The following is a 22,657-nucleotide window of genomic DNA, read 5'->3' as shown; positions in this document are numbered from 1 at the left end:
AATTGGTTAATTTAATGGTTGCAAAAATAAGTATTTTCTATTCGGAATTCAACACTCAGACTCCGATTTATAATGGTTTTAGATACGCTTTCGCGAAAGCGTTCTCACAATCTCTATTTTGTCACAAAGAGTAATACAAATAAAAAGACCCATAAAATGTCTAAAAAGTGCCAAAACGTGACTCCCAGCGACAATCCTAAATGGCTCTCTGCCGAATACTTACCTCTTAAATGATTAATAATCACTACCAACAGAGCAATAAATCCAGCTACTACGTGTGCAATGTGAACCGCTATAATTAAAAATAAAAATGTCGTGGTAATATTACTAGAAGCTCCTGTAAAATAAAAGCCTTGCTCTTGAAATGATGCAAAACCAGCAAATTGTGAAGCCACAAAACCTAAGCCTAGTAAAAAAGTGATTAATAATAGCGCCGTACCCAGACTCTTCTTATTATTAATTATCGCATTTTTTGCTAAATGTATGGTCACACTACTTATCACAATAAGCACTGTAGATATGATAAGTGCTTGCGGAAAATCATAGGTTTCTAACCAATCCCGACGCTCCATACTCACTATGTACGCACTTGTAAGCCCAGCAAAAGTCATACATAAGCTTATAATACCAAACCAGAGCATTTGCTTTTTTGCACGCTCTTCTTTTAATCGTTCTCCTCCTTGGGTATAATCCATCTATCTTAAAAATTTATCTACAACAAAAACAATTTGAAGTAGTGTAATATACGTTACACTTGAAAGCATTAGTCGTTTGGCTGTTTTTGCATCTCTGTTCTGGTACAATTTTATTGCCCAGTACAGCATAAATAATCCCAGAGCACCCACTACAATAGCAGATATAGGTGATAAAAATAAATCTCCAGTCACTCCAAAGGCAGGAACAAGTGAGATAAGCACCGTCCAGACTGTGTACAGTACAATCTGTAAGGCCGTACCCTTATCACGTTTTCCCGTAGGTAACATAGCAAAGCCTCCTTTTTTATAGTCATCAAAAAGAAACCACCCTATTGCCCAAAAGTGAGGAAATTGCCAGAAAAACTGTATCATAAACAGTGTGCCTGGCTCTATACCAAAATCATTTGTCGCAGCTACCCAACCCAGCATATATGGTATCGCACCTGGAAAGGCTCCTACAAAAACAGATAATGGTGTTTTAGTCTTAAGTGGCGTGTATAATAGTACATACATAAAAATAGAAATCCCACCAAACATTGCTGTCTGTGGGTTTATGTACCATAACGTACCAAGACCTAATATCGTAAATACAATGGCTATAGCAAGCGCCGTACTCACAGACATACGCCCAGAGGCTACGGGTCTGTTTTTTGTACGATCCATAAGTGCATCAAGATCTCGCTCCAGCACTTGGTTATAAGCATTAGACGCGCCTACCATAAAATAACCACCTACAGATAAGAGTGCCACCACAAGCCAGTCTATAGTATCTGCCGCAAGAAAGTAACCAGCAACACTAGAAAAGACCACACTTATAGATAAGCGCATCTTTGTGATTTCCTTAAAATCGTACCAAGCCGAATAGGTATTTGTATGTACTGCAACGTCGCTCAAAGGCCGTAGTTTTTGCTTTATTTTTTGTCGTGCAAAGATACCTCACAAAAGCAATCTGTACAACTCATAAAAAATGAAAGCTTTACACAAGGGATTGTTAAAATTGCGCTTTCGCGAAAGCGTAATTAATAACTTGCGACTACAAACAAAAATAGACTCCTAATTATGAAATATATTACGCTCTCGCTTGCCCTTTTACTCACAACGATAAGTGTCGCTCAAGGGCGCTTTGATAATGTAGAAATCACAGTAAAAGAAGTGTCAGACCACATCTATATGCTACAAGGTGCTGGCGGAAACATAGGCATATCTACCGGAGTAGATGGTGTATTTATGATAGATGATCAGTTTGCGCCACTTAGTGATAAAATTACCGCAGCTATAAAAACCATCTCACCACAACCTGTAAAGTTTCTTGTAAATACACACTTTCACGGTGATCACAGTGGTGGTAATGCAAATTTTGAGGCAGCCGGCGCAATGATTGTAGCTCACGATAATGTGCGTAAAAGACTATCAGAAAATGAAAACACTGCAAATGCAGGACTACCCGTAATCACCTTTAGTGAGGATGCAACCTTTTATCAAAATGGAGATGATGTGTTTTTAACACACGTGCACAATGCACATACAGATGGTGATGCTTTAGTCTATTTTGCACAAAGTAACGTACTTCACACTGGCGATACGTTCTTTAACGGGCGATTCCCCTTTATAGATATAAACAGAGGCGGAAGTATAGAAGGTGATATTGCCGCTGCAAAAAAAGGATTGATGCTCGTCAATAATGACACAAAAATCATCCCTGGTCACGGGGCACTCGCAACAAAGGCAGACTACCAGAAATATCACGATATGCTCGTTACTGTATATACTGAGGTTAAAAAAGCTGCTCAAAACAATGTATCTTTAAAAGAGGTTACTACAATGGAGTCTATAACAAGCTCATTTTTTACAGATGCAGAAACAGCAAAAGATTTTATCTCTGGACCAAAATTTAGAAATACAGTCTACAAAAGCATTTTGCAAGAGCTAGAAACGAATGAAAACTAAACGCATATGAGCTCAGAAATACACATCAAATCCATAAGGCCTTTTATAGGCTCAAAAGACTTTAAAACCTCGAGTGCCTTTTACAAAGCCATTGGATTTGAAGAACGTATGATCTCTCCAGATATGACACTGTTTACACGAGAAGGCTTTGGCTTTTATTTACAAGATGCCTATGTAAAAGACTGGGTAGATAACACAATGCTCTTTTTAGAAATAGCACAACTTGATGAGTATCTCTCACACCTACAATCTTTACAACTTAGTGAGCAATTTAAAAATGTAAAGCTCTCTAATATTGTAAATAATGACTGGGGACGTGAGTTCTTTTTACACGACCCCTCAGGTATACTATGGCACATAGGTAATTTTAAGTAAGATCAATCTACTAGATATTCCATAGAGTCATAAACGAGACTCGATAAGGCATAAGCAGTTTCTTTTCTTTTATACTTTAGACCTATAAGCTGCGCGCCTTGATAACCTTTACTAGCGTCTATGGCTATGTGAGAAGCATCCTCTTCTGAGATGACCAGGCAGAGCTTACCACAAAAAGCATCTCCATATGCACTCACGACAAGATACACTTGACCAAAAATCTCTTCCCTCATCTCATAGTAGTAATCTACATCTGGGCTTTCTTTTATAAGTCTATACAGCTCTGCTTGATACGCTTTGCTAGAGTAAATATTTGAGGCAAGTATTGGGTTGCGTTGTGTATTATGACACTCCTTTTTTTGAGCACAAGAGACAAGAAGCACAGCGACAACCACCCAGAGAAGGTTGATTTTGGATAACATAGCAAATTGGATTGATAAAGTAGTTTCTCGCCTTTACAAATAACGAGCACTCTTATTCAAATAGTATGTGCTACCTATTTATCTAGTAATCGTAATACCAGTTAAAGAGATCTGTTCTAAAACCTACATTAAACCATAGTGTTTTAGTATCAATTCCAAGTGGCGCTTCTTGAACATCTGCTGTTTGAGAGCGATATATTGGGTTTACATATACTTTTAAATTGGTGGCGGGGTTTATGAGATACCCTAACTCCAGATCGCCATACACACTAGTTACCTTATTACCTTGAAAAAATGCAATCCCGTTATCTGAAGGTCTATTCTCATCATTACCATAAATACTACCTCCATAATACACCTCGTTTATATTACCTATCTCGACTCCTCGAGCACCTACAATAAGCTTTGCCGTACCATACCAGCGATCACGCTCGTATCTAGCAATACCTATGAGCTCCTTAAAGTTTGCGCCCCATTGGTGTGCTAGTGACTGGTTAGTGTGACCATAGTTGAGCTGTATCTCATTATTAGAGTACACATACGGTCTCACTTGATTATACTCGCCTTGTAGTGTAAGGTTTTTAATTCCAAAGGCATCATAATACTTTGCTCCTAGCTGAAAACCTTGCTTATTTTTATAACTCTGGCTACCATTAAAAACATCACCCGCCGAAAATTCGTCAATTACAATCTGTCCGTATACGTTTACTCGGTCATTTACCTTGTATTTACCTGTGAGACCTATAAGTGCATTTCCTCCTCTTGACCCTGTAGAAAACTCAATGGCTCTGTAAAAAATTACTGGGTTTAAGAAATTAAAATCAAAACCTCTACCATTTTCATTTTCCCATATTACAGACTCAAAGAGACCTACGTTTAATCGTTTTGAGACATTCCAACTTAGATAGTGATTACTCATATACTTTGTGCGGAAAGCACCATCTGCAGTTACCTCTGGTCGCACATCACGCAGCGAGGTCCAAGTATTTGTATACTTAAACTTCCAGAATGTAGTATTGAGTTTTAAGTAAGGAAAATAACTGGCATTATCACTAAGTAACAATGATCTATACCCATCTCCTATAAATTGCTTACCGTGCCCTAGCTGTATATTAAAATACTTAGACGGTGTGTATGACACATACCCCTCTGCAACCGGATAATCAAGATCGCCATTTGTCCCCTCCTTTGCAATACCTCTTCCCGGTATAACTGCTGGGTTTCCTCCATCTGGTCTTAATGACCTAGCTATGGCGTCAAAATATCTTGGGAACCGCCCTTGACTCTCATACACGGCTGCAAAGAAATTTATCTTCTTACCAAGCCCTCCTTGTACGTAAACAGCTCTGGTGTTGTTATAAGTAAAGTCATTAATTTTTGCATCATCGGTTTCATAACCTAGTTGCAAATCTGCTGCAGGGTCTAGAGTGATCCAGTAATCTTCACCTTGTATTTGCACCATATGCTCGTTAGACCACTTTCTCCCAAACCACGTAGACTTCTCCTTGAGCAGTGCATCTTTCTTCTCTTTAAAATTATAATATGGGTTTACCGTGTTATATAAGAAAGGCTTGCTTGCCGTATGTGCATTTGTCCCCACAAGATTAAGCTCCTGGTCAAACCTACTATATACTTGATGTGAGAAAGGGATATTTAGCCCACTCGTATATTCATTTTGATCATCAAACTTGAGGTTTCTAATGCGGTCATACTCTTGCTGCATAGGATTTACGGTTTCTTTTTCCGCTTTCGCGAAAGCGGAATTACCACCATCCTCCACGATCATCGTATCCACAACATTTCTATCTAGTGGTAATAAAACAGGCATTGTAAACTGCAGGTACGTAGGCTCTCCATTATAGGTAGCCGGAGCAACTTGAGGCAGCGTCTCAAAAACATCCTGAGCAGCGGTCTTAAGCTCTGGATACATCGCATCTGTATAGAGTAGCTTAAAATCACCTGTTTTAGTAACCTCAAAAAGGATTACCATTTTACCTTGAAAGTTATCTTGACTCACCACAGCTGGCACCTCAAAATTGTCAAGTATATGCGCAATAAACTTCTCATTAAAACAATCTTGCAGTTGTGCGATATCTATAGTCTCACAGCCTGGGAAAACAGGATATTTTTCAAAATCACTAGTCGTAACCTGAGCTGTTATAGTAGTTGCTAAAAAAGAGACAAAAAGAAGGAGGTATTTATGCATAATAAGCCGTGATGTTTGCAGCCGAAAGATAGGGTTTATTGCACAAAAAATCCCGTCACCTCAGGTAACGGGATTCTTAACGTAAATTAATTCATTTAGTCTCTGATTTCAAAGATTATAGGTAATGAGAATAAGACAGCTACATCTTTTCCTCCCTGCTTACCAGGAGTCATATCTGGTAATAATCTTGCTACTCGCAATGCCTCCTTCTCTAGTTTAGGGTGAGGGGCCTTTGCCATTACATCTACCACTTTACCAAACTTATCTATCTTAAAGTTTACGTAAATACGGTTTACACCCTCTAGACCCAAGCCCTCTCCTCTTTCGGCTCTAAACTTTTTAGTGACAAATTTTGAGATGTTTGCACTCATACAATCACGGCGCTCGTCATTATCACTAAGACCTTCACAACCTGGAAAAAGCGGAACGGTCTCAATAGCAACAAAGGGAACCGTCTCCGGCTCTACAGGCTCCTCTACCTCTGTAACACTACCCGGTTCTACCATTTTAGTATCGTCTGGCTCTGAGTCTGATGTAAGATCTTCTACTAAGTCTTTTACATCATCTTCTTGCTTTTTGATATTGTCAAGCACTTTAGGTTCTTGCTGCTTTTTAGGCTGCACCTTTTTCTTGACTTTTACCTCCTTCTTCTCTACCCGGACTTCACCTATCGTATAGACTTCGTCATAACTTTCGGTAGGCTCAACTACTGCAAAATTCTTTTCTACAGTGCGCATTTCTATAAAGAATATGGATGCGAGAAGTGCTAAGATTAACCCAATTTGAAAATGAAGCGTGGGATTTCTTCGTAAATTTGCCTCGTGTTTGCGGCTTGATGTGTACGTGCTGTTTTGGCGAACAGTCGTACCTTCTTTGGAATTTTCCATAAGATATGGTTTTAAAAATGTTGAACAATTCTTAAAACGAATCAAGAAGTAAGCCAAACTAAGAGATCACCTAGCGGTGGTCTCTTTTTTTTGACACAAAAAAAACTGCCTCATCGCTGAGGCAGTTTTTATATAAATTAAGTCGTATAGACTAGTCTTCTACTTTAAATGTAATAGGTAGAGAGTATAATACTCCTACTGGCTTACCACGTTGCTTACCTGGTGTCATTTTAGGTAACAATCTAATTACACGCTCTGCTTCTGTTTGAAGTCTAGGGTGCGGTGCACGTGAACGTATGTTTGTAATGTTTCCTTTTTTATCAATCTTGAAACTCACAAAGATTCTGTTTATTCCAGAAAGACCAAGGTCACTTCCTAACTCAGTATTAAACTTCTTATTTACAAGTTTACTTACCTTTTCAGACATACACTTTTTACGCTGGTCGTTGTTCTTCATAGACTCGCAACCAGGGAAGATAGGCACGTTTTCAATAACTGCAAATGGTACATCTGCAATTTCTTCTTCTTCTTCTACTACTTCTACTTCTTCTACTTCAACGATTTCCTCTTCGGCATCTGTCTCTGTAGACTCAATTACGGTTTCCTCTATTTCTTCTTCATCTTCTACAACCTCGATAATTTCCGGCGCTGGTGGCGGCGGTGGTGGAGGTGGTGGTGGAGGCGTATTTAACTCCGTGATTGGAATTTCTTCGTCATCAAGATCATCAAGATCTAACTGCCCTATATCTACAGCAGCGTTGTCATACGTTTTCCACTCTATAGTGATATACGTAAGTGCTAGAACTGCGATGAGTCCTAACTGAAAAAAGAGCACACTCCTTTTACGAAGATCTGCTTTTGGATTTTTCTTGGGTTCCATAATTAATGTATTAAGTAGATAGCTAAAATAGCAAAATTATTATCACTATAGAAATTAATATCGCGTATTTAACGCTTTAAATTTCTTAAAAAACAAAGCAAAGCACAAACATCCAGAAAGGACACCTATGGTATTTGCAATTACATCCCAGCCATCTGGTTGTCTATAAATGGTTAAGCTCCCTTGCATTACCTCAATCACTATGCCGTAACCTATTAAAATTAAAGCGATAATGAGATAGGTCTTAAGCTGTGTACTCTTTTTTACTGTTATTTTCTTATACATAAAGTAAAACAACAACCAGAGTAAGGCAAGACCAAAATAAGCTCCTGCGTGCAGGAGCTTATCAAAATTAGTTACTTTAGGAACTACGTGAACAGGCTTAATAAGTGAGCCTATAGTTAGTAGTATTGTATAAAGAGTAGCAACAACTCCTATAATTTTACCCACCGATGAGCTCTCCATAAGCTTCTGCACTTAAAAGCTCTTCTATTTCAGAAGCATCAGAAAACTTAATTTTTATCATCCAGCCAGCTCCATATGCATCACTGTTTACTGTCTCTGGTTCATCTTCAAGACCTTCATTAAAAGCAACTATCTCTCCAGAAAGTGGCAAGAAAAGATCAGAAACTGTCTTTACAGCTTCTACTGTTCCAAAAACTTCATCTTTATCTAAGGTCTCGTCAAGAGTTTCTACCTCAACGTATACGATGTCACCTAGCTCTCCTTGAGCAAAATCTGTGATTCCTACTACGGCTACATCTCCTTCTATACGTACCCACTCGTGGTCCTTTGTATATTTCAACTCTGCTGGTATATTCATTTCTTGGTGGTATTAATTATGTGTTTAAAGTATGCTTACGCGAAAATAATTATAATCTTTTATTAAATATAAATTATATAGCATCTAGCTTTCGCGAAAGCGTAATTATTTTAGTTTCCAAAGTTATATCTCAAGGTAAATCCTGAACGAATCGTTGTTTGCGGAAATGCCGTTGATATGGCAAATGTCGAAAATGTATGATCGTAATAGAAAAGTGCTGTTAAGTTTTTAGTGAGTGCATAGTCTGCTGAAAAACGCAAGCCGTATATGTCTTGGCCCTGCGTGGTCTGACTATTATCTATATCAAGGTATCTTATAATAGTCTCGTTTTGCCTAAGAGATAAATCTGCCTTAAAATTTAAGTCACTTTTAAGTACTCTACGCGAACCTCCAAAGTTTGTCACAAAACGAAGGTCTTTAATACGATACCCCAGCCCTAGTATGTACTCATTACCTTTAATCTCTGTGAGCAGGTTGTTATCAAAGCTTAAGCCGAGTGCTCTATCACGCTTAACCTCTGCAAGTATTTTGACTGAGTTTTTCATTTCAAAGTCTATACGTACTAGTGGTGTAAATTGCTCTGTGAGTGTAACGTTGCCTAGTAATGTTTGGTTTAAGAAGTTACCCGCTTGATCTCTCTGTGCGGTTTCTGGATCTCCATCTGTACTTCTATCATAAGCTAGGTTAGTCTGAAAATTATTTACAGAATACCCCGCTGTATAACCGTGTTGTATTGAGAACCTTTTAAACTTGCTTCTAAACCAGTCTAAGTTCATTAGTCCCGTGTACTTAATATTCCAGTTAGGAAGTGGGACATTTCTTAAGAAACCAGAATCTGTCTTGTTTATATCTTTACCGGTATAAGCAGATAAAAATGCTGGTAATAATACACGCTGGTTTGTTCTTCCAAAACCTTCTGGGAAACCGTTTTCATCTCTTTCAAAACCTGCTCCTCCATAAAAATCTGTGGCGAGCCTGTCTGCAACTGCTAATCTGTTTTCTCTAAACGTATTAAATGTTTCAGAAAAATCTGATGTGCTCTCATTAAAGGCTGTTGCAATGAGTAACGTTGAAATATTAAATCTACCAAAGCTATTACCCGTAAGAGACTCATACTGTAATGTCTCTGGATCTACACGGTAATTTTCTTGATAATTTTCTTGATACACTCTATTCATATTAAGATCAATATCAAGATCTTTTAAGAGTCCTATTCTTGCCTGGACACCTAAGTTTCTACTCTCGACCTCACGATACTGCTCATTAAAATCTTGAAATAATGTAAGCCATCCATTCTTAGCTGCTAGTTCTCGCACCTCTGCCTGGCTACCAAAAATAAATCCTGGTGTAGGCTTTAAACTTCCTGTAAATCCTACAGATGGTAAATACCCTGGCAAGTAAATTCCATTATTTTCTTCGTAGTTGAATTGCACTCGCTTTATTGCTGTAAGTAAACTTACACCTGTGTTAAGCGCTTTATCTGAACCGCTCAAACCGCTACTATTCGAACCTTGGTCCTCGGCGATTTTACGTTCTCTATCTGATGTTTTACGGGTATCTTCTGGAGATGGTAGCCCTCTAGGCCTAGAGGCTGTTGCTCGCTTCTTTTTCTTCTTATTAAGTCCTACATATTTATAGAGCTTTTCCATATCTAATGTACCATTTATGGCGTGGGTATTTGTGTTTTCTACACTATTCCCAATCTCTGGTATATTATCTAAAACTTGAAATTGCTGTGATCCACGTTGCCATCTATAGTTTGCTGTATATGCATATGTAGCAGTTATCCACTCTGTAAACGGAAACTTCTCAAATGGTAAATCATAGTTAAGCTGTAAAACTCCAAAGTGTGTGTCTGGCGTACCTACATCTAAGAATCCATCATATATACCAAAACCAGCTACCTCTTGACCTTCATCATCTAGAAATGATGGAGAACCATCACTATCGAGATAGTTTCTCACCACACGATTATGATTCATATTGTAGTTGAATCTTAGACTTTTTGTAATAGGAAAGTCAATGGCATACCCCCAGTCAAATAAATAATTACGTTGAAATAAACGTGGTAAAGCTATATCACCATCATTTGCAAATACATCTCTAAATTTTTGCTCGTTACGCTGGCGCACAATGTTAGATTGCACTGCCACACTAGAAGGTAGGTAGTTGAAATTAAAATCCTTTAAGAATTTATAGTACTTCCCTGTAAAAAGGCTATCGTTCTTTGCAAATGGTTCGATAGGCTTTGAGTTAAAATTAAAATTGTACGTCCCTCCCAATCTCACATTTTGATCTAAAGATTCTTCAATCTCAAAATCCTTATGATCTGTCTGGCTATATGAATATGAGAAAGTAAGGTTTTCTATATCATATGGCATAGGTTTACGGTCTGTGTTTGTGCGCTCCTTACGCACACCTATTGCATTAAAGCTTTGACGCTTTGTATAGTCTATAGCATAGTCTTCTATCTGATCTCTCTGCTCTTGATCTGCCGCATTATCAAGTGAGGTATCTAGCTCAACATCTTCATAAAGGGGGTCAAACTTAGGTGTGATACTCTGCTCTCCTATAGAATAGTTAAGTGGTAATTGCACACCCCATTTTTTAGGTAATAGTTGTCCAGCGTTTAGGTTTGTAACTACATCATACTGCATTACATCTTCAAGACTACGCTCTCCAGCATTTTGCTCAACACTTCCAAAACCAACTGTGCTTACTCTACCGGTAGCAGATACATTTGCAAAGTCTGCAATGTTACCATCAAGACTTACAATACCTGCATATCCTCCATCATTAGTAAGATCAGACAAACGAAGTTCATTAAACCAAACCTCGGCGCCAATTTCTCCAGGCGAACATCCCATTGCCTGATTACTGGTAGGGTTACCATTTTTAACCCCTAGCATTAATGTTCTTACATCTCCAAAACTAGGAAGACCCTGTATACCTATACGAAGTTGCCCTTCCTCATAACAAGTTTCTTCTGGATTAAGAATACGATCTCCATTTTGATCAAAATAAGTTATATCATCTGGATCTGACTCTACATCTCCTGCAATTACTTTAGATTTTATGGTTTGCAGCAATTCTAATGACAGATCTAATTCATTTGCCGCTGGCCAAATCGCCTCTCTATCTTGATTTGAAACATTAAATGGTGTAGGTGCGAGTGGCAGCTCTATTTGATAAAAATTAGAATTAAGGTCGGTTCCCATTCTAATAAACCCTACAACATTTTGATTATCTAGCCCATTTTCAATAATAGGCTCTGCGTGCATAAACATCTTAAGATTTTTATACTGTCGCATATCAAGCGAATAATACTTATATACTCCTCGCGCATCTTGCTCTTCAAGATTTTCAACTCTTAAAGAAAGAGACTGCTCGTTTTGTCTTATGTTATTATTGTTGTTGTTAAGGCGCTCTCTTATTACACCTGGAGGTAATGCATAAGGAACAGGCTCTCTAGTTTCGTTTGCCTCAATGTTTACTGCGGCAACTTCAAAAAGTGTATCATCACCATCATTCATCTCTGTATTTTCATTAGGATCTAATGAAAGTAAGTATCTTCTAAAATCTCCACGCACAAGATCTAGTGTTCCAAAACGAAGTACAACATCTTCTTGCCACCCACTCATATACATACGCATAAAACGGATTGCTCTAAAATCATTAATACCTCCTACCACATTTGTAGCTTGATTTATAGGCACTCTAAACTGAACCCACCTCGTAGGTAATTGCGATCCATTTTGAGTAGTAACTGTAAGCTCCCTTACATCTGTGACAAATGGATTATTTTCTACACTAAGTGAGGAAGGATTAATAGGTAATTCATACTCAAAATATGCATCTACCGTGTTCATTGTATTATCACGGTTTACATCTTCTACATCTGGAAAAGTAGTCGAGCCACGATTAGTTTGCGTAACCTCAACAGGTGAGTTCCCTTGATTATTATTATAATCTCTATAACGTTCTACAACTCCCCCCTCTGTATTAAGAAAGTAATTATAGTTATCACCAGCTGGGTCAGGTAAGTTTGCAAAGTTTGGAAACTCTATCATTTCTTCTGCATCACTAAGACCATCATAACCTATATCTTGATTTGCACGTTCTTGACCTTCTGTATCAAAAGCATATACTAATGACTGGTTAGTGGGTACTTTTCCCCATACAGTTTCTGAGGTTCCTACCTCACCACCATCGTTAGGTAATCCATTTTCATACTGTTTACGACCATCCTTAAGGATATCTTCAGAAATACTACCTAGGTTTATGGTTAGATTTCCTCCTGGGCTTGTTGTATCGCCATCTGCATAAAATGGATCTAGTAACCAGAACTCAACAAACTCAACATTTGCTTGCTCAAAATCTGTAGAGGTTAACTGTCTTGTTATACCTCCAAAATTCTCTTGAGGATTAGATAATGTTCCGTCTACAGCATCTGGACTGAAGTTATAAGGCCCCCTTTGATCTGGAAAATAAGCTAAATCAAGTGTGAAAAGAGCTTGCGTTTGACCAGATATGATATCTTGTTGTGGGAAAATTTCATCTCTGAACACACGACGTGTTTCTGGTAACGACAAGTCATCATCAGAAATTCCATCAGGTCTCTGGTTATTATAGAAAATAGGGTCAATAGTATACCAAGCAAATTTTGCACGACGATATCCTGTTGCAAGGTCACCATTTGCAAATTCACCACCAAAACCTACTGGAGGTGATGACAAACTCCACTGCAATGGGCCTCCTACGTCTATTGATGTCTGCGCTCCTTCAAAGTCATCTATGTAAGAAGTAGCCTCACCATTAAAATCTGTTCCTTTAGGTTGACCTGGGAGCAAGTAAGCAACTTCTCCTCGCACAGATAAGTTAGAAGGTACATCTGTATCAATGTTAGGCAACTTATTCACCCATCTCGTTAAGAAAGGGAGCTCAGTTGAGTAGCTTGCATTAAGACCTACAATAGTATTATTTATAGGCTCAAAGTTATATGTGGCTTTTTGCGTAAGCGGTCTTTCATTTAAATTTAAAAAAGTACCTCCTACTATGAAGTTTTCACTAAACTGGTGTTCTACATTAATTCCTGTAAAGCGCTTATTTTGCTGTCCAAAAATGGTGTTATTCTCAACAGATGCAGAAATAGGAATTCCAGATGCCTCAAGTGATTTGTCTAAAATAATAACACGCCCTAATTGATAATTTACAGTATAATCAAGACCTTCTACAAGTACACGGCCACCAGCCGTTACCCTAACAGAACCCTGAGGAATATTAAAAGCCCCTAATGGAATACCTTGCTCTTGTGCAGATTTATAGCGCCCCTTTAGTAAGAACTTATTTTTTTCTGCATTATCACGTGCTATTGTTTTTGTAGACTGATAGAGTGAGCTATAAACATACTTATCTTGGTGTGCATTATAGGTGTCTTCATTTTCATAATTTTCCGCACCATCATTAACACTAAGTAACTCAAATAGATTTTCTCCAAAAGGCTCAACCGTGGTAAATACTATACTTCCATTTTGAACGTGTACAGTAACACCCGGTACAAAATCAAAAAAACCATCTCCTCCTACTTGTGGATCACCAAAAGTGGTAAGTCTATCAAGATTAAAAAGTCGCAATAACGTATTACTCTCAAGCGCGCCACGATCTTGACCTTCATCCATCGTATTGTCATTATTTACACCATCAAAGAGTGTAGGTAATGGCTCACCAGCGACTGGTGAGATAAAATTAATAGGCGAAGGATCTGCATAAACTATATTAAGTCTAAACCCATCTTGCTCTAATTGAAAAGCACCTAGTGGGTAAATATTCTTCATCATCAAGTCCCAAATAGGCTCCTCAACATTTGTGAGGTTACTCTTAAGCATTTTTACGACAAGATTTACAGGGCTTCCTGCTTGACCTGCGGGTATAACAGTATCTAGTATACCGTCACCATCTGCATCTTGACCGTTTAGAATACCATCCCCATTACTATCTGCATCTGCATCATTTGCAATACCATCATTATCATCATCTGGTCGTGTAACCGGGCTATCTGCATCTGCGATATCTGGTATTCCGTCCATATCTGCATCTGGTCTATTACCCTCGGTAGCATTTACACCATCATTTGCAAATTCTCCTACTTGATACACTTGTCCTCCTACGGTATACTGGAAAGCGACTCCCAGCACCTCATCATTATTAAGGCGCTGGTTTAATGAGATATAACCAAGACCTGGATACAAAGTAAATTGTGAGTTATCTAGTTTACGAGCATTTTCTAAAAGCACATAATCTGTCCCATCTTGTACAGTTATATTCCCAAAACCTTGCCCTACTGTTGCAACATCTCGTATAGCTGGAGATAACTGCGACTGCACAGAAGCATCATTAATACCTCTCGGGTTGAAATCATTATTTGCATTATCTGGAAAAGCATTAAAACTACTGTTTATAAAACCAGGGTTTGCTCCAGCGTTAATACCTATATTATCTGGGTTAGACTCACCTATATCTTGTATTGCAACAATGTTACGTGCATTTGTAGTTTGATTTTGTCTATTTGTAATCCATACTTCTACTCGAGTTACTTGCACCCCACTGTTATCTATAAAGGGATAATTTTTAAGCGCGTCGTTATAACTGTCTCTAAAATAATGTGCTAAGAAGAAGTGACGATTCTCATCATAGTTAAGCGCCGGAACTTCAAACTCTTGCACCGTCGCACCACCCTCTGCAGTAACAGTTTTGGGTTGTGACTGATTTTCTGAGAATACTGCGGTCACCCTAGTTTTACCAAACTGCAACTCAGTCTTAACACCAAAAAGGCTTTGCGAACCCTGTATCAATGCACTATTAAGAGGCATAGACACGTTACCCACTTCTATCTTCTGGATGATGTCATCCTCAGTAGGCGTGTATTCTAGTTTTATTTGATTCTGAAAATTAAAGGTAGACTCCGTATCATAGTTTGCCGTGATCTGGAGGCGTTCACCTACTTGTCCTAATAAACTAAGACTTATACGCTGGTCAAAGTCAAATGTAAAATTTCTTCTATTACGAGGAGAAAAGGCTGGATTATCTTGCTTTGTAAATAACAGTCCGAGATCCATCTCTACAGAACCTTGTGGTGTAAACGTAATCTCATCTCCTCCGAAAATAGATTCAAAAAGATCATTTTTTACATACAGAGATTTTACAAGACTATTTCTAGAGTCATCCTCATCTGCACGACCATCTATTGCTGTGATTTTTTCTCTAAAATATTGACGCATTTGTTCATCACGCACGCGTTTTTCATACTCTTCTGGAGTAAGTATAAGTGGGTAGGTTACATTAAAAGCACCTAGTTCTTCGGTATAAATGTATCTATCTAGTACAGGGTCATAGGTGTACTTTGCTACAATGCTATTTGGGTTAGGTAACACAAGGCTTCCTAAAGAAAAAGTCGCAGGTGCGGTGCTCTCTTCACTTTCACTAGGGTCCTCTTCTTGTGCTATAGCACTTAGGTTACCTATAAAAATAACCGCAATAAACAATATCGCTACACGTAAATTCAAGTAATAATTTCGCTTCAAAATAGACCTACAGTTTTTTTAATGCCTCTTTAATAATAGTCTCTACGCTCGCGTCTGGCTTTTCTTTTGTGATAGCTAGACATACTTTCTCTGCCTGCTTACGCGCAAATCCTAAAGTCTCTAAAGCAGATAACGCCTCTTCTTTATTAGTATTGTTTTGCACAGCACTTTCGGTACTGATATCGTATACTTTAAGTATTTTATCCTTAAGATCTAAAATCACACGCTGCGCTGTTTTTGCCCCTATTCCCTTTATGCTTTGTATGGTCGCCACATCATTTGAAGCGATAGCCTGCTTTATTTGATTAGGCTCAAGTGAAGATAACATTGTTCTTGCGGTACTCGCTCCTATTCCAGAAACAGAGAGTAATAGTCTAAATATCTCACGCTCCATCACCTCCATAAAACCATATAGTGTATGGCTATCTTCCTTAACCTGGAGATGGGTATACAGCTTGAGCGCCTCACCATCACCTAGTTGCCCAAAAGTATGCAAGGAGATGTTTATAAAATATCCCACTCCATTGCAGTCTAATACAACGTGTGTAGGATTCTTCTCAATAAGTCTACCGCTTAGGTGCGTAATCATTTAACAGTATTTTAAGGTGCGTAAATGTAAGAAATATATGTCTAGGAGAAATGTTATTTATATCCTTACGCTTTCGCGAAAGCGCACAACCCCACCACACCGAAAAATTAGGCACTTACACCGTCATTTTTATTCTATTTTCAAAACAAAAAAAAGGTTCAGAAATAAATCTGAACCTTTAAATTATGAGGTATTATTACGCTTTCGCGAAAGCGTAAAACCGCTTACTCCTGCTGCTTGTTAAAAAAGTTTTCCTTCTTTTGAGCATCAATCACCGTGATAGCAGTCATATGCACCATCTCGTCTACACTCGCACCTAGTTGCAATATATGCACAGGCTTGCGCATACCAAGCATTATAGGACCTATGTTATCTGCATTTTCTAGCTCTTTTATCATCTTATAGGTGATGTTTGCACTGTCTATGTTTGAAAACACGAGCGTGTTTACTTTTTTACCGGCAAGTTTTGAGAACGGAAACTTACTTTGCAACATATCTCTATTAAGTGCAAAATCTGCCTGCACCTCTCCATCTACAATGAGTTCTGGGAAGTTGCGGTGTAAATAAGATACAGCGTCGCTTACCGTTTTTGCCTTCTCGTGTGTAGATGACCCAAAGTTTGAGTAAGACATCATCGCCACCACTGGCTCTAGTCCAAACATCCTTACAGCCGTCGAAGTCATCTGGGCAATTTTTGCCAGTTCCTTTGCATTAGGATCTATGTTTATAGAGGTATCTGCAAGAAAGAGTGGTCCTTTTGAGGTAACCATCAGGTTGCAAGCGGCTACTTTTTGCACACCTGGCGCAGTACCTATTACTTCTAGAACCGGTTTTATCACAGATGGATAACTACGGCTAAAACCAGAGAGCATCCCATCTGCATCACCTTGACTCACCATCATAGAGGCGAAGTAATCTCGCTGTCTAAGTAGTTTTTGTGCGGCATAGAGCGTGATACCCTTGCGCTTTCTTGACTCCCAGTATATCTCACCATACTTTGCTACGTGAGCTTTCTCTTCGTCAGATTTTGGATCTATAATCTCTACATCTGCATCAAAACCTATCTCTTCCTTAAGTTCTAATATCACATCACGGTTTCCTAATAAAACGGGTATTGCGATACCCTCTTCGTGAGCGATTTGCGCAGCTTTAAGCACATCTAGTTGATCTGACTCTGCAAAGACTATACGTTTTGGGTTGCGGCGTGCTCGATCCATTAGTAATCTTACAATCTTGTTATCTTCACCCAGTCGCTCTAGCAACTCATCGTGATAAACTGCCCAATCTTTTATAGGTTCTTTTGCTACTCCAGACTCCATCGCTGCTTTTGCAACCGCCGGCGGTATTGTAGTTATTAATCTTGGGTCAAATGGTTTTGGGATAATATAATCGCGACCAAAGGTAAATCTAGTCTCTCCATATGCGATATTTACCTGTTCTGGAACAGGCTCCTTTGCTAGTTGAGCCAGCGCTTTTACCGCCGCCATCTTCATCGCTTCATTTATTGCAGTTGCACGCACATCTAGCGCACCTCTAAAAATAAATGGAAAACCTAGCACATTATTAACTTGGTTAGGATGGTCAGACCTTCCCGTTGCCATTATTAAGTCTGGTCTTGATGCTATCGCAACATCATAATCTATCTCTGGAGTTGGGTTTGCCATTGCAAATACAATAGGATCATTTGCCATAGACTGTATCATTGTAGGTGTTACAATGTTACCCACAGAAAGACCTAAAAACACATCTGCATTAACCATTGCCTCTGCTAGTGTGTTAAAACTCTCTTTACTTTTAAACTTAAACTGCTCTGGAGATAAGTCTGTACGATCCTCTTTAAGAAGACCATTTATATCAAACATTGCAATGTTTTCTAGCTTAGCACCAAGTAAATGATATAAGTTCATACACGAGATAGCCGCACTACCTGCGCCAGACACTACGATACGCACATCTTCTATGCGCTTACCTGCTATTTCTAATGCATTGAGCATCGCTGCGGCAGATATGATTGCCGTACCGTGCTGGTCATCGTGCATTACTGGTATATCTAGCTCTTCTTTGAGCCTGCGCTCAATTTCAAAAGCCTCTGGTGCCTTAATATCTTCAAGGTTAATCCCCCCAAAGGTAGGAGCGATATTTTTTACAGTTTCTATAAAAGCATCTACATCTTTTGTCCCTACTTCTATATCAAAAACATCTATCCCAGCAAATATTTTAAAGAGTAAACCTTTACCCTCCATAACAGGTTTTGACGCTTCTGGACCTATATCTCCCAGACCTAGCACCGCAGTACCATTTGAGATTACAGCTACAAGGTTACCCTTTGCTGTATATTTATAAACGTTATTTATATCTTTTTCTATCTCTAGACAAGGCTCTGCCACCCCTGGAGAATAAGCGAGCGCAAGATCACGCTGGCTTGAGTACTTTTTTGTAGGAACTACCGCAATTTTACCTGGTTTTGGCTTTGCGTGATATACGAGGGCTTCCCTCCGTCTTTTGTTCTGCTGACTCATAAAGTTGGTTATCTATTGACTTGCAAAAGTACTGAATTCCCTCTCGGTTATAAACTCAGTCTTGTTAACATCTACCTAATGGAGGTTATTATTTAAAATCTAGCAACTGGGTGAGTATGTCAACATTTTGAGGTAATCTACCCACGTGCTGTAATTTTATAGCAGCCAGTGACAGCGCGACTTTGAGACATTTTTTGATGTCATACTCTCTTATGTAAGCAAATAAGAATCCACTCCAAAAAGCATCTCCTGCACCCGTAGCATCAAGTATTTGCTCTACTCTTGCCGCTGGCTCAACAATCATTTCTGGAGGGTGATTTTTACGCTTTCGCGAAAGCTTAACACCTTCTGATCCTAAGGTGAGACAAACAAGCTCTACTCCAAAATCATTATGAAAGAAATCAAAAATATCCTCGTGGCTTCTTTTCTCACCAAAAAGGCGCTCCATATCATCCTCACTTATCTTCACGAGCGGGTTATAAGAACAATACTCTCTAAAGGTTTTTATCGCCTTCTCCCTATTAGGATAAATACGAGGCGAGTAATTAAGATCTATACTAAGTGTACAACCAGCTTCATAAGCTTTTTTTGCTTTGGCTAAAATTGTAGTTCTTGCAGGCTTCTTACTTAGGGCAAATGCTGTGGTATGAAAAATAGTAGTTTGCGCTAGCAAAGCATCAGACACTTGGGTTTCTGAGATCTTAGTGTCTGCATACCGATAAGGTATAAAATCTGGTGTGCCCGTAGTTTTTGACACAAAAATCACACTTGTAGGGTTTTCAGGATCTGTCGCAATGAGATCTGTCTGCACGCCATTTTCGGTAAGTTTATCTTTAATGTAAACGCCTAGCCCATCATCTCCTATGGTAGCAGCAAGTTTTACTTTCATACCTAGTCGCGCGAGATTCATCGCCACATTAGTAGGACTACCACCTAAATACCTGTGGTAATCACGTGTTTTATCTATACGCACTTCTTTTTGATGCCCTATAAAGTCTATGAGCACCTCACCTACACATAAAATATCTAATTCTCTTTTCACTTAAGTAGTCTTTAAATTCTAAAAAAAATGATCTGTATTTTTTATTTACATTGTAAAGTATGAAAGCACCAGCGTGAGCCAGTGCTTTCAGTTGGGTATTAACCACTTATCAGCCTCAAACGTCATATGATTATTGGATTTAATCTTATGAACAAGATGCTGTAAATCTTAGCAATAATGAGACAGTTATATAACTGTCATACAGTTCTTTTATAGTGGCTTAAGAAAAAGAACTTCTATTGTTCTACTAATATACTAATAAGTTATTAGTACTAGACGGTTTAATGAAAACAAAGTGCTTATTCAACAACACCCTCATTTTCTACATCATAAACTTCTTGTGCTTGTTTTGGTGTTAATCGTAAAGCCAAAAATGCTGAGATTAAAAAGAATACACCTGCAAAAAGAATGGCATTAATGGCGTTATCACCTAACAAATATTTATAGATAGGACCAAATGTTACCGTCTCTATTGCCATAGGTATTACAATCATCATATTAAGAATACCCATATAGATACCACGTTTACGCTGCGGTACTATTTTTGAAACCATTGTATATGGGATTCCCATCATAGCTGCCCACCCTATTCCAAATAAAATCATAGGTGCCAGTACTAGATTTGCATCTGCTATATACGGTATTAAAAACATAGCCAGCGCAGTCCCAAAGAGACTAGCTGCATAAATCTTTCTACCTCCATATTTCAACGTTAGTGGTACTAATACAAGTGCAACTAGTATGGTTGCAGAGTTATATGTCAAACTCATCTTAGCAGATTGTGAAGCAGCCTCGCCTATACTAAAGTTAAGAGTATCTCTAAACATAGGCACATTAAACTGCCAGTAAACAAATAACGCATACCATTGAAAAAGGTATACTCCAGCAACCTTCCACATAAACTTAGGCATAGTTTTTACCGTACTAGCAATCTCTATAAATGGCTCTTTAAATTTTTCTGCAAAAGTGAGCTTTCTAAAGCCCTCTATTTCTTCCATTTCTTCTGGCGAAGGCGGTATCTCTCTAGTCTTATACACAGACCATAATATAGTAGTGATAGAAAGCACAGCCCCTATAAAGAAAGAGTAATACAACCATAGTGGAATACTTCCCGCAACTTCTTCTGCTAGACCTAATATGTCTTGAAAATAAATAATTGAGATCATTGCTATTACTGTCCCTGCACCTACAAAAAGACTTTGCATCTGGTACCCAAGACTTAATTGAGTCTTTGGAAGTTTGTCTCCTACTAGTGCTCTATATGGCTCCATTGCCATATTATTCCCTATATCAAGTATCCACAATAAAGAAACCGCAACCCACAGGGCTGGACTAAAAGGAAATGAAAACAAGCAAAGACTACCCAGTAGAGCTCCTATAAGAAAGAATGGTTTTCTTCTACCAAATTTAGGAGACCACGTTTTATCACTTATAGCCCCAATTATAGGCTGTACAATAAGACCTGTAATAGGTCCTGCTATATTTAAAATAGGTAGCAAATCTTCGGCTGCGCCTAGGTATAAAAAGATAGGGTTGATGGCTGTTTGTTGTAGCCCAAAAGAAAATTGTATTCCTAAAAAGCCAACATTCATATTAAATATTTGCCAGAAGGACAGGTTGGGCTTTTTGATACTACTGAGTATTTTGTTCATAAAATATGTTGGGTTTTAATTATGATTCAAGACAGTAATATCCGTAAAAATATTAAGATAACGTTAAGTGTCTGTAATTTTAAGGATTTCGCAATTGAGGCGTCAATTACGGTTGTTTTTTTAACGCATCGATATTTCGCTTCAAGCCAGAAAATTTGGTTCGCTTTACAGCAGATTTTCTAAATATTTCTGAGAACACCTCTTGGGTTATTTCTTCCCATTGTTTTTTATCATAAGTGAGCAGCTTAGGGTTTGGGTTAAATAACGGCTCACTATGTGCTTTTGAAAATCGATTCCAAGGGCATACATCTTGACATACATCACAACCAAACATCCAGTCATCTAGTTGACTCTTTGCATACTCAGGTATTTCATTTTTAAGCTCTATCGTAAAGTAGCTTATACATTTACTACCGTCTACCTTATACGGCTCTACAATAGCCTGTGTGGGACAAGCGTCTATACAAGCAGTGCAGCTCCCACAGTGATCTGTAACAGGTGTATCATACTCAAGGTCTAGGTCTACTACAAGCTCTGCAATAAAATAAAATGACCCTGCCTTTTTTGAAAGTAAATTACTGTGCTTACCTATCCACCCCAGACCACTCTTTGCTGCCCAAGCTTTATCAAGTATAGGAGCGCTATCCACAAAAGCACGGCCGTTCACCTCTCCTATCTGTTCTTGTATAACGTGCATAAACTCTTTGAGTTTATCTTTTATCACAAAATGATAGTCTCGCCCATAGGCATACTTAGAGATTTTATAAGACTCCTCATTCTGCAACTCGTGAGGGTAATAATTAAGTAGGAGTGATATTACACTCTTAGAACCTTCTACAAGTTTTGTAGGGTCAAGGCGCTTGTCAAAGTAGTTTTCCATATACTGCATCTCGCCGTGCATATTTTTATTGAGCCAAGACTCAAGACGAGGCGCTTCTTCTTCAAGAAAACCTGCTTTACTTATACCGCAAGACATAAAACCTAAGCGCTGTGCTTCTGCTTTAATAAATGCTGTATGTTTTGATTTATTCTCTATCACC

16 protein-coding genes are annotated in these 22,657 nt (G+C 38.5%); 2 read left to right on the top strand and 14 right to left on the bottom strand.

Annotation, left to right across the window (positions count from 1 at the left end; all coding sequences use genetic code 11):
* Positions 1 to 113 precede the first annotated feature (113 nt).
* Together ACFO5T_RS09300 and cyoE are read right to left on the bottom strand one after the other, a co-directional pair.
* Entirely contained in the window at positions 114 to 695 is a 582-nt protein-coding gene (locus ACFO5T_RS09300) for a cytochrome c oxidase subunit 3 (protein ID WP_375253282.1), read from the bottom strand.
* Positions 696 to 1,589 carry a heme o synthase gene (gene cyoE / locus ACFO5T_RS09295; RefSeq protein WP_380033818.1) on the bottom strand — a complete coding sequence of 298 codons (894 nt, stop codon included), beginning with the start codon at positions 1,587 to 1,589 and terminating at the stop codon, positions 696 to 698.
* A 165-nt stretch (positions 1,590 to 1,754) separates the two neighbouring features.
* On the opposite strand from cyoE, the gene ACFO5T_RS09290 reads away from it, so the two are divergent.
* Both ACFO5T_RS09290 and ACFO5T_RS09285 read left to right on the top strand, forming a co-directional pair.
* On the top strand, positions 1,755 to 2,642 hold the full coding sequence (locus ACFO5T_RS09290; protein WP_380033816.1) for an MBL fold metallo-hydrolase: 888 nt from the start codon (positions 1,755 to 1,757) through the stop codon (positions 2,640 to 2,642).
* Between the two features lie 6 nt (positions 2,643 to 2,648).
* Entirely contained in the window at positions 2,649 to 3,017 is a 369-nt protein-coding gene (locus tag ACFO5T_RS09285; RefSeq protein ID WP_380033814.1) for a VOC family protein, read from the top strand.
* 2 nt (positions 3,018 to 3,019) lie between these two features.
* Here ACFO5T_RS09285 and ACFO5T_RS09280 read toward each other — a convergent pair whose 3' ends face one another.
* The 12 genes from ACFO5T_RS09280 to queG all read right to left on the bottom strand — a co-directional run bounded on the left by ACFO5T_RS09280 (position 3,020) and on the right by queG (position 22,653).
* Complete coding sequence (locus ACFO5T_RS09280) at positions 3,020 to 3,439, bottom strand: hypothetical protein (RefSeq protein WP_380033812.1); 420 nt, start codon at positions 3,437 to 3,439, stop codon at positions 3,020 to 3,022.
* Between the two features lie 82 nt (positions 3,440 to 3,521).
* Positions 3,522 to 5,645 carry a gliding motility protein RemB gene (locus ACFO5T_RS09275; RefSeq protein ID WP_380033810.1) on the bottom strand — a complete coding sequence of 708 codons (2,124 nt, stop codon included), beginning with the start codon at positions 5,643 to 5,645 and terminating at the stop codon, positions 3,522 to 3,524.
* 95 nt (positions 5,646 to 5,740) lie between these two features.
* Positions 5,741 to 6,532, bottom strand: coding sequence for an energy transducer TonB (locus ACFO5T_RS09270; RefSeq protein WP_380033808.1), 792 nt, complete (start codon positions 6,530 to 6,532; stop codon positions 5,741 to 5,743).
* A 151-nt stretch (positions 6,533 to 6,683) separates the two neighbouring features.
* Entirely contained in the window at positions 6,684 to 7,412 is a 729-nt protein-coding gene (locus ACFO5T_RS09265; protein ID WP_035327197.1) for an energy transducer TonB, read from the bottom strand.
* Positions 7,413 to 7,466: 54 nt separating this feature from the next.
* Positions 7,467 to 7,877: a VanZ family protein gene (locus ACFO5T_RS09260; protein ID WP_380033805.1), complete on the bottom strand. Its 411-nt coding sequence runs from the start codon at positions 7,875 to 7,877 to the stop codon at positions 7,467 to 7,469.
* Complete coding sequence (gene gcvH, locus ACFO5T_RS09255; protein ID WP_038599116.1) at positions 7,855 to 8,235, bottom strand: glycine cleavage system protein GcvH; 381 nt, start codon at positions 8,233 to 8,235, stop codon at positions 7,855 to 7,857. The genes ACFO5T_RS09260 and gcvH overlap by 23 nt, the downstream gene beginning before the upstream one ends.
* Before the next feature lie 110 nt (positions 8,236 to 8,345).
* Positions 8,346 to 15,815, bottom strand: a complete 7,470-nt coding sequence (sov, locus tag ACFO5T_RS09250) for a T9SS outer membrane translocon Sov/SprA (protein WP_380033803.1) — start codon at positions 15,813 to 15,815, stop codon at positions 8,346 to 8,348.
* Positions 15,816 to 15,822: 7 nt separating this feature from the next.
* A complete protein-coding gene (gene ruvA / locus ACFO5T_RS09245; protein WP_375253327.1) occupies positions 15,823 to 16,404 on the bottom strand; it encodes a Holliday junction branch migration protein RuvA in 582 nt (193 codons plus the stop codon).
* Positions 16,405 to 16,628: 224 nt separating this feature from the next.
* Positions 16,629 to 18,923 carry an NADP-dependent malic enzyme gene (locus ACFO5T_RS09240; RefSeq protein WP_380033800.1) on the bottom strand — a complete coding sequence of 765 codons (2,295 nt, stop codon included), beginning with the start codon at positions 18,921 to 18,923 and terminating at the stop codon, positions 16,629 to 16,631.
* 88 nt (positions 18,924 to 19,011) lie between these two features.
* Positions 19,012 to 19,965, bottom strand: a complete 954-nt coding sequence (locus ACFO5T_RS09235; protein WP_380033798.1) for a carbohydrate kinase family protein — start codon at positions 19,963 to 19,965, stop codon at positions 19,012 to 19,014.
* A gap of 299 nt (positions 19,966 to 20,264) precedes the next feature.
* The gene (locus tag ACFO5T_RS09230; protein WP_380033796.1) at positions 20,265 to 21,617 is read right to left on the bottom strand and encodes an MFS transporter; all 1,353 of its coding nucleotides are present in this window, start codon (positions 21,615 to 21,617) and stop codon (positions 20,265 to 20,267) included.
* 106 nt (positions 21,618 to 21,723) lie between these two features.
* Complete coding sequence (queG, locus tag ACFO5T_RS09225) at positions 21,724 to 22,653, bottom strand: tRNA epoxyqueuosine(34) reductase QueG (RefSeq protein ID WP_380033936.1); 930 nt, start codon at positions 22,651 to 22,653, stop codon at positions 21,724 to 21,726.
* Positions 22,654 to 22,657: the final 4 nt, after the last annotated feature.

The sequence above is a fragment of the Dokdonia genika genome, from assembly GCF_042652845.1.
GTDB lineage: Bacteria > Bacteroidota > Bacteroidia > Flavobacteriales > Flavobacteriaceae > Dokdonia > Dokdonia donghaensis.
Note: the sequence above shows the minus strand (reverse complement) of the source record. Positions and strands in the feature narration are given on the sequence as shown.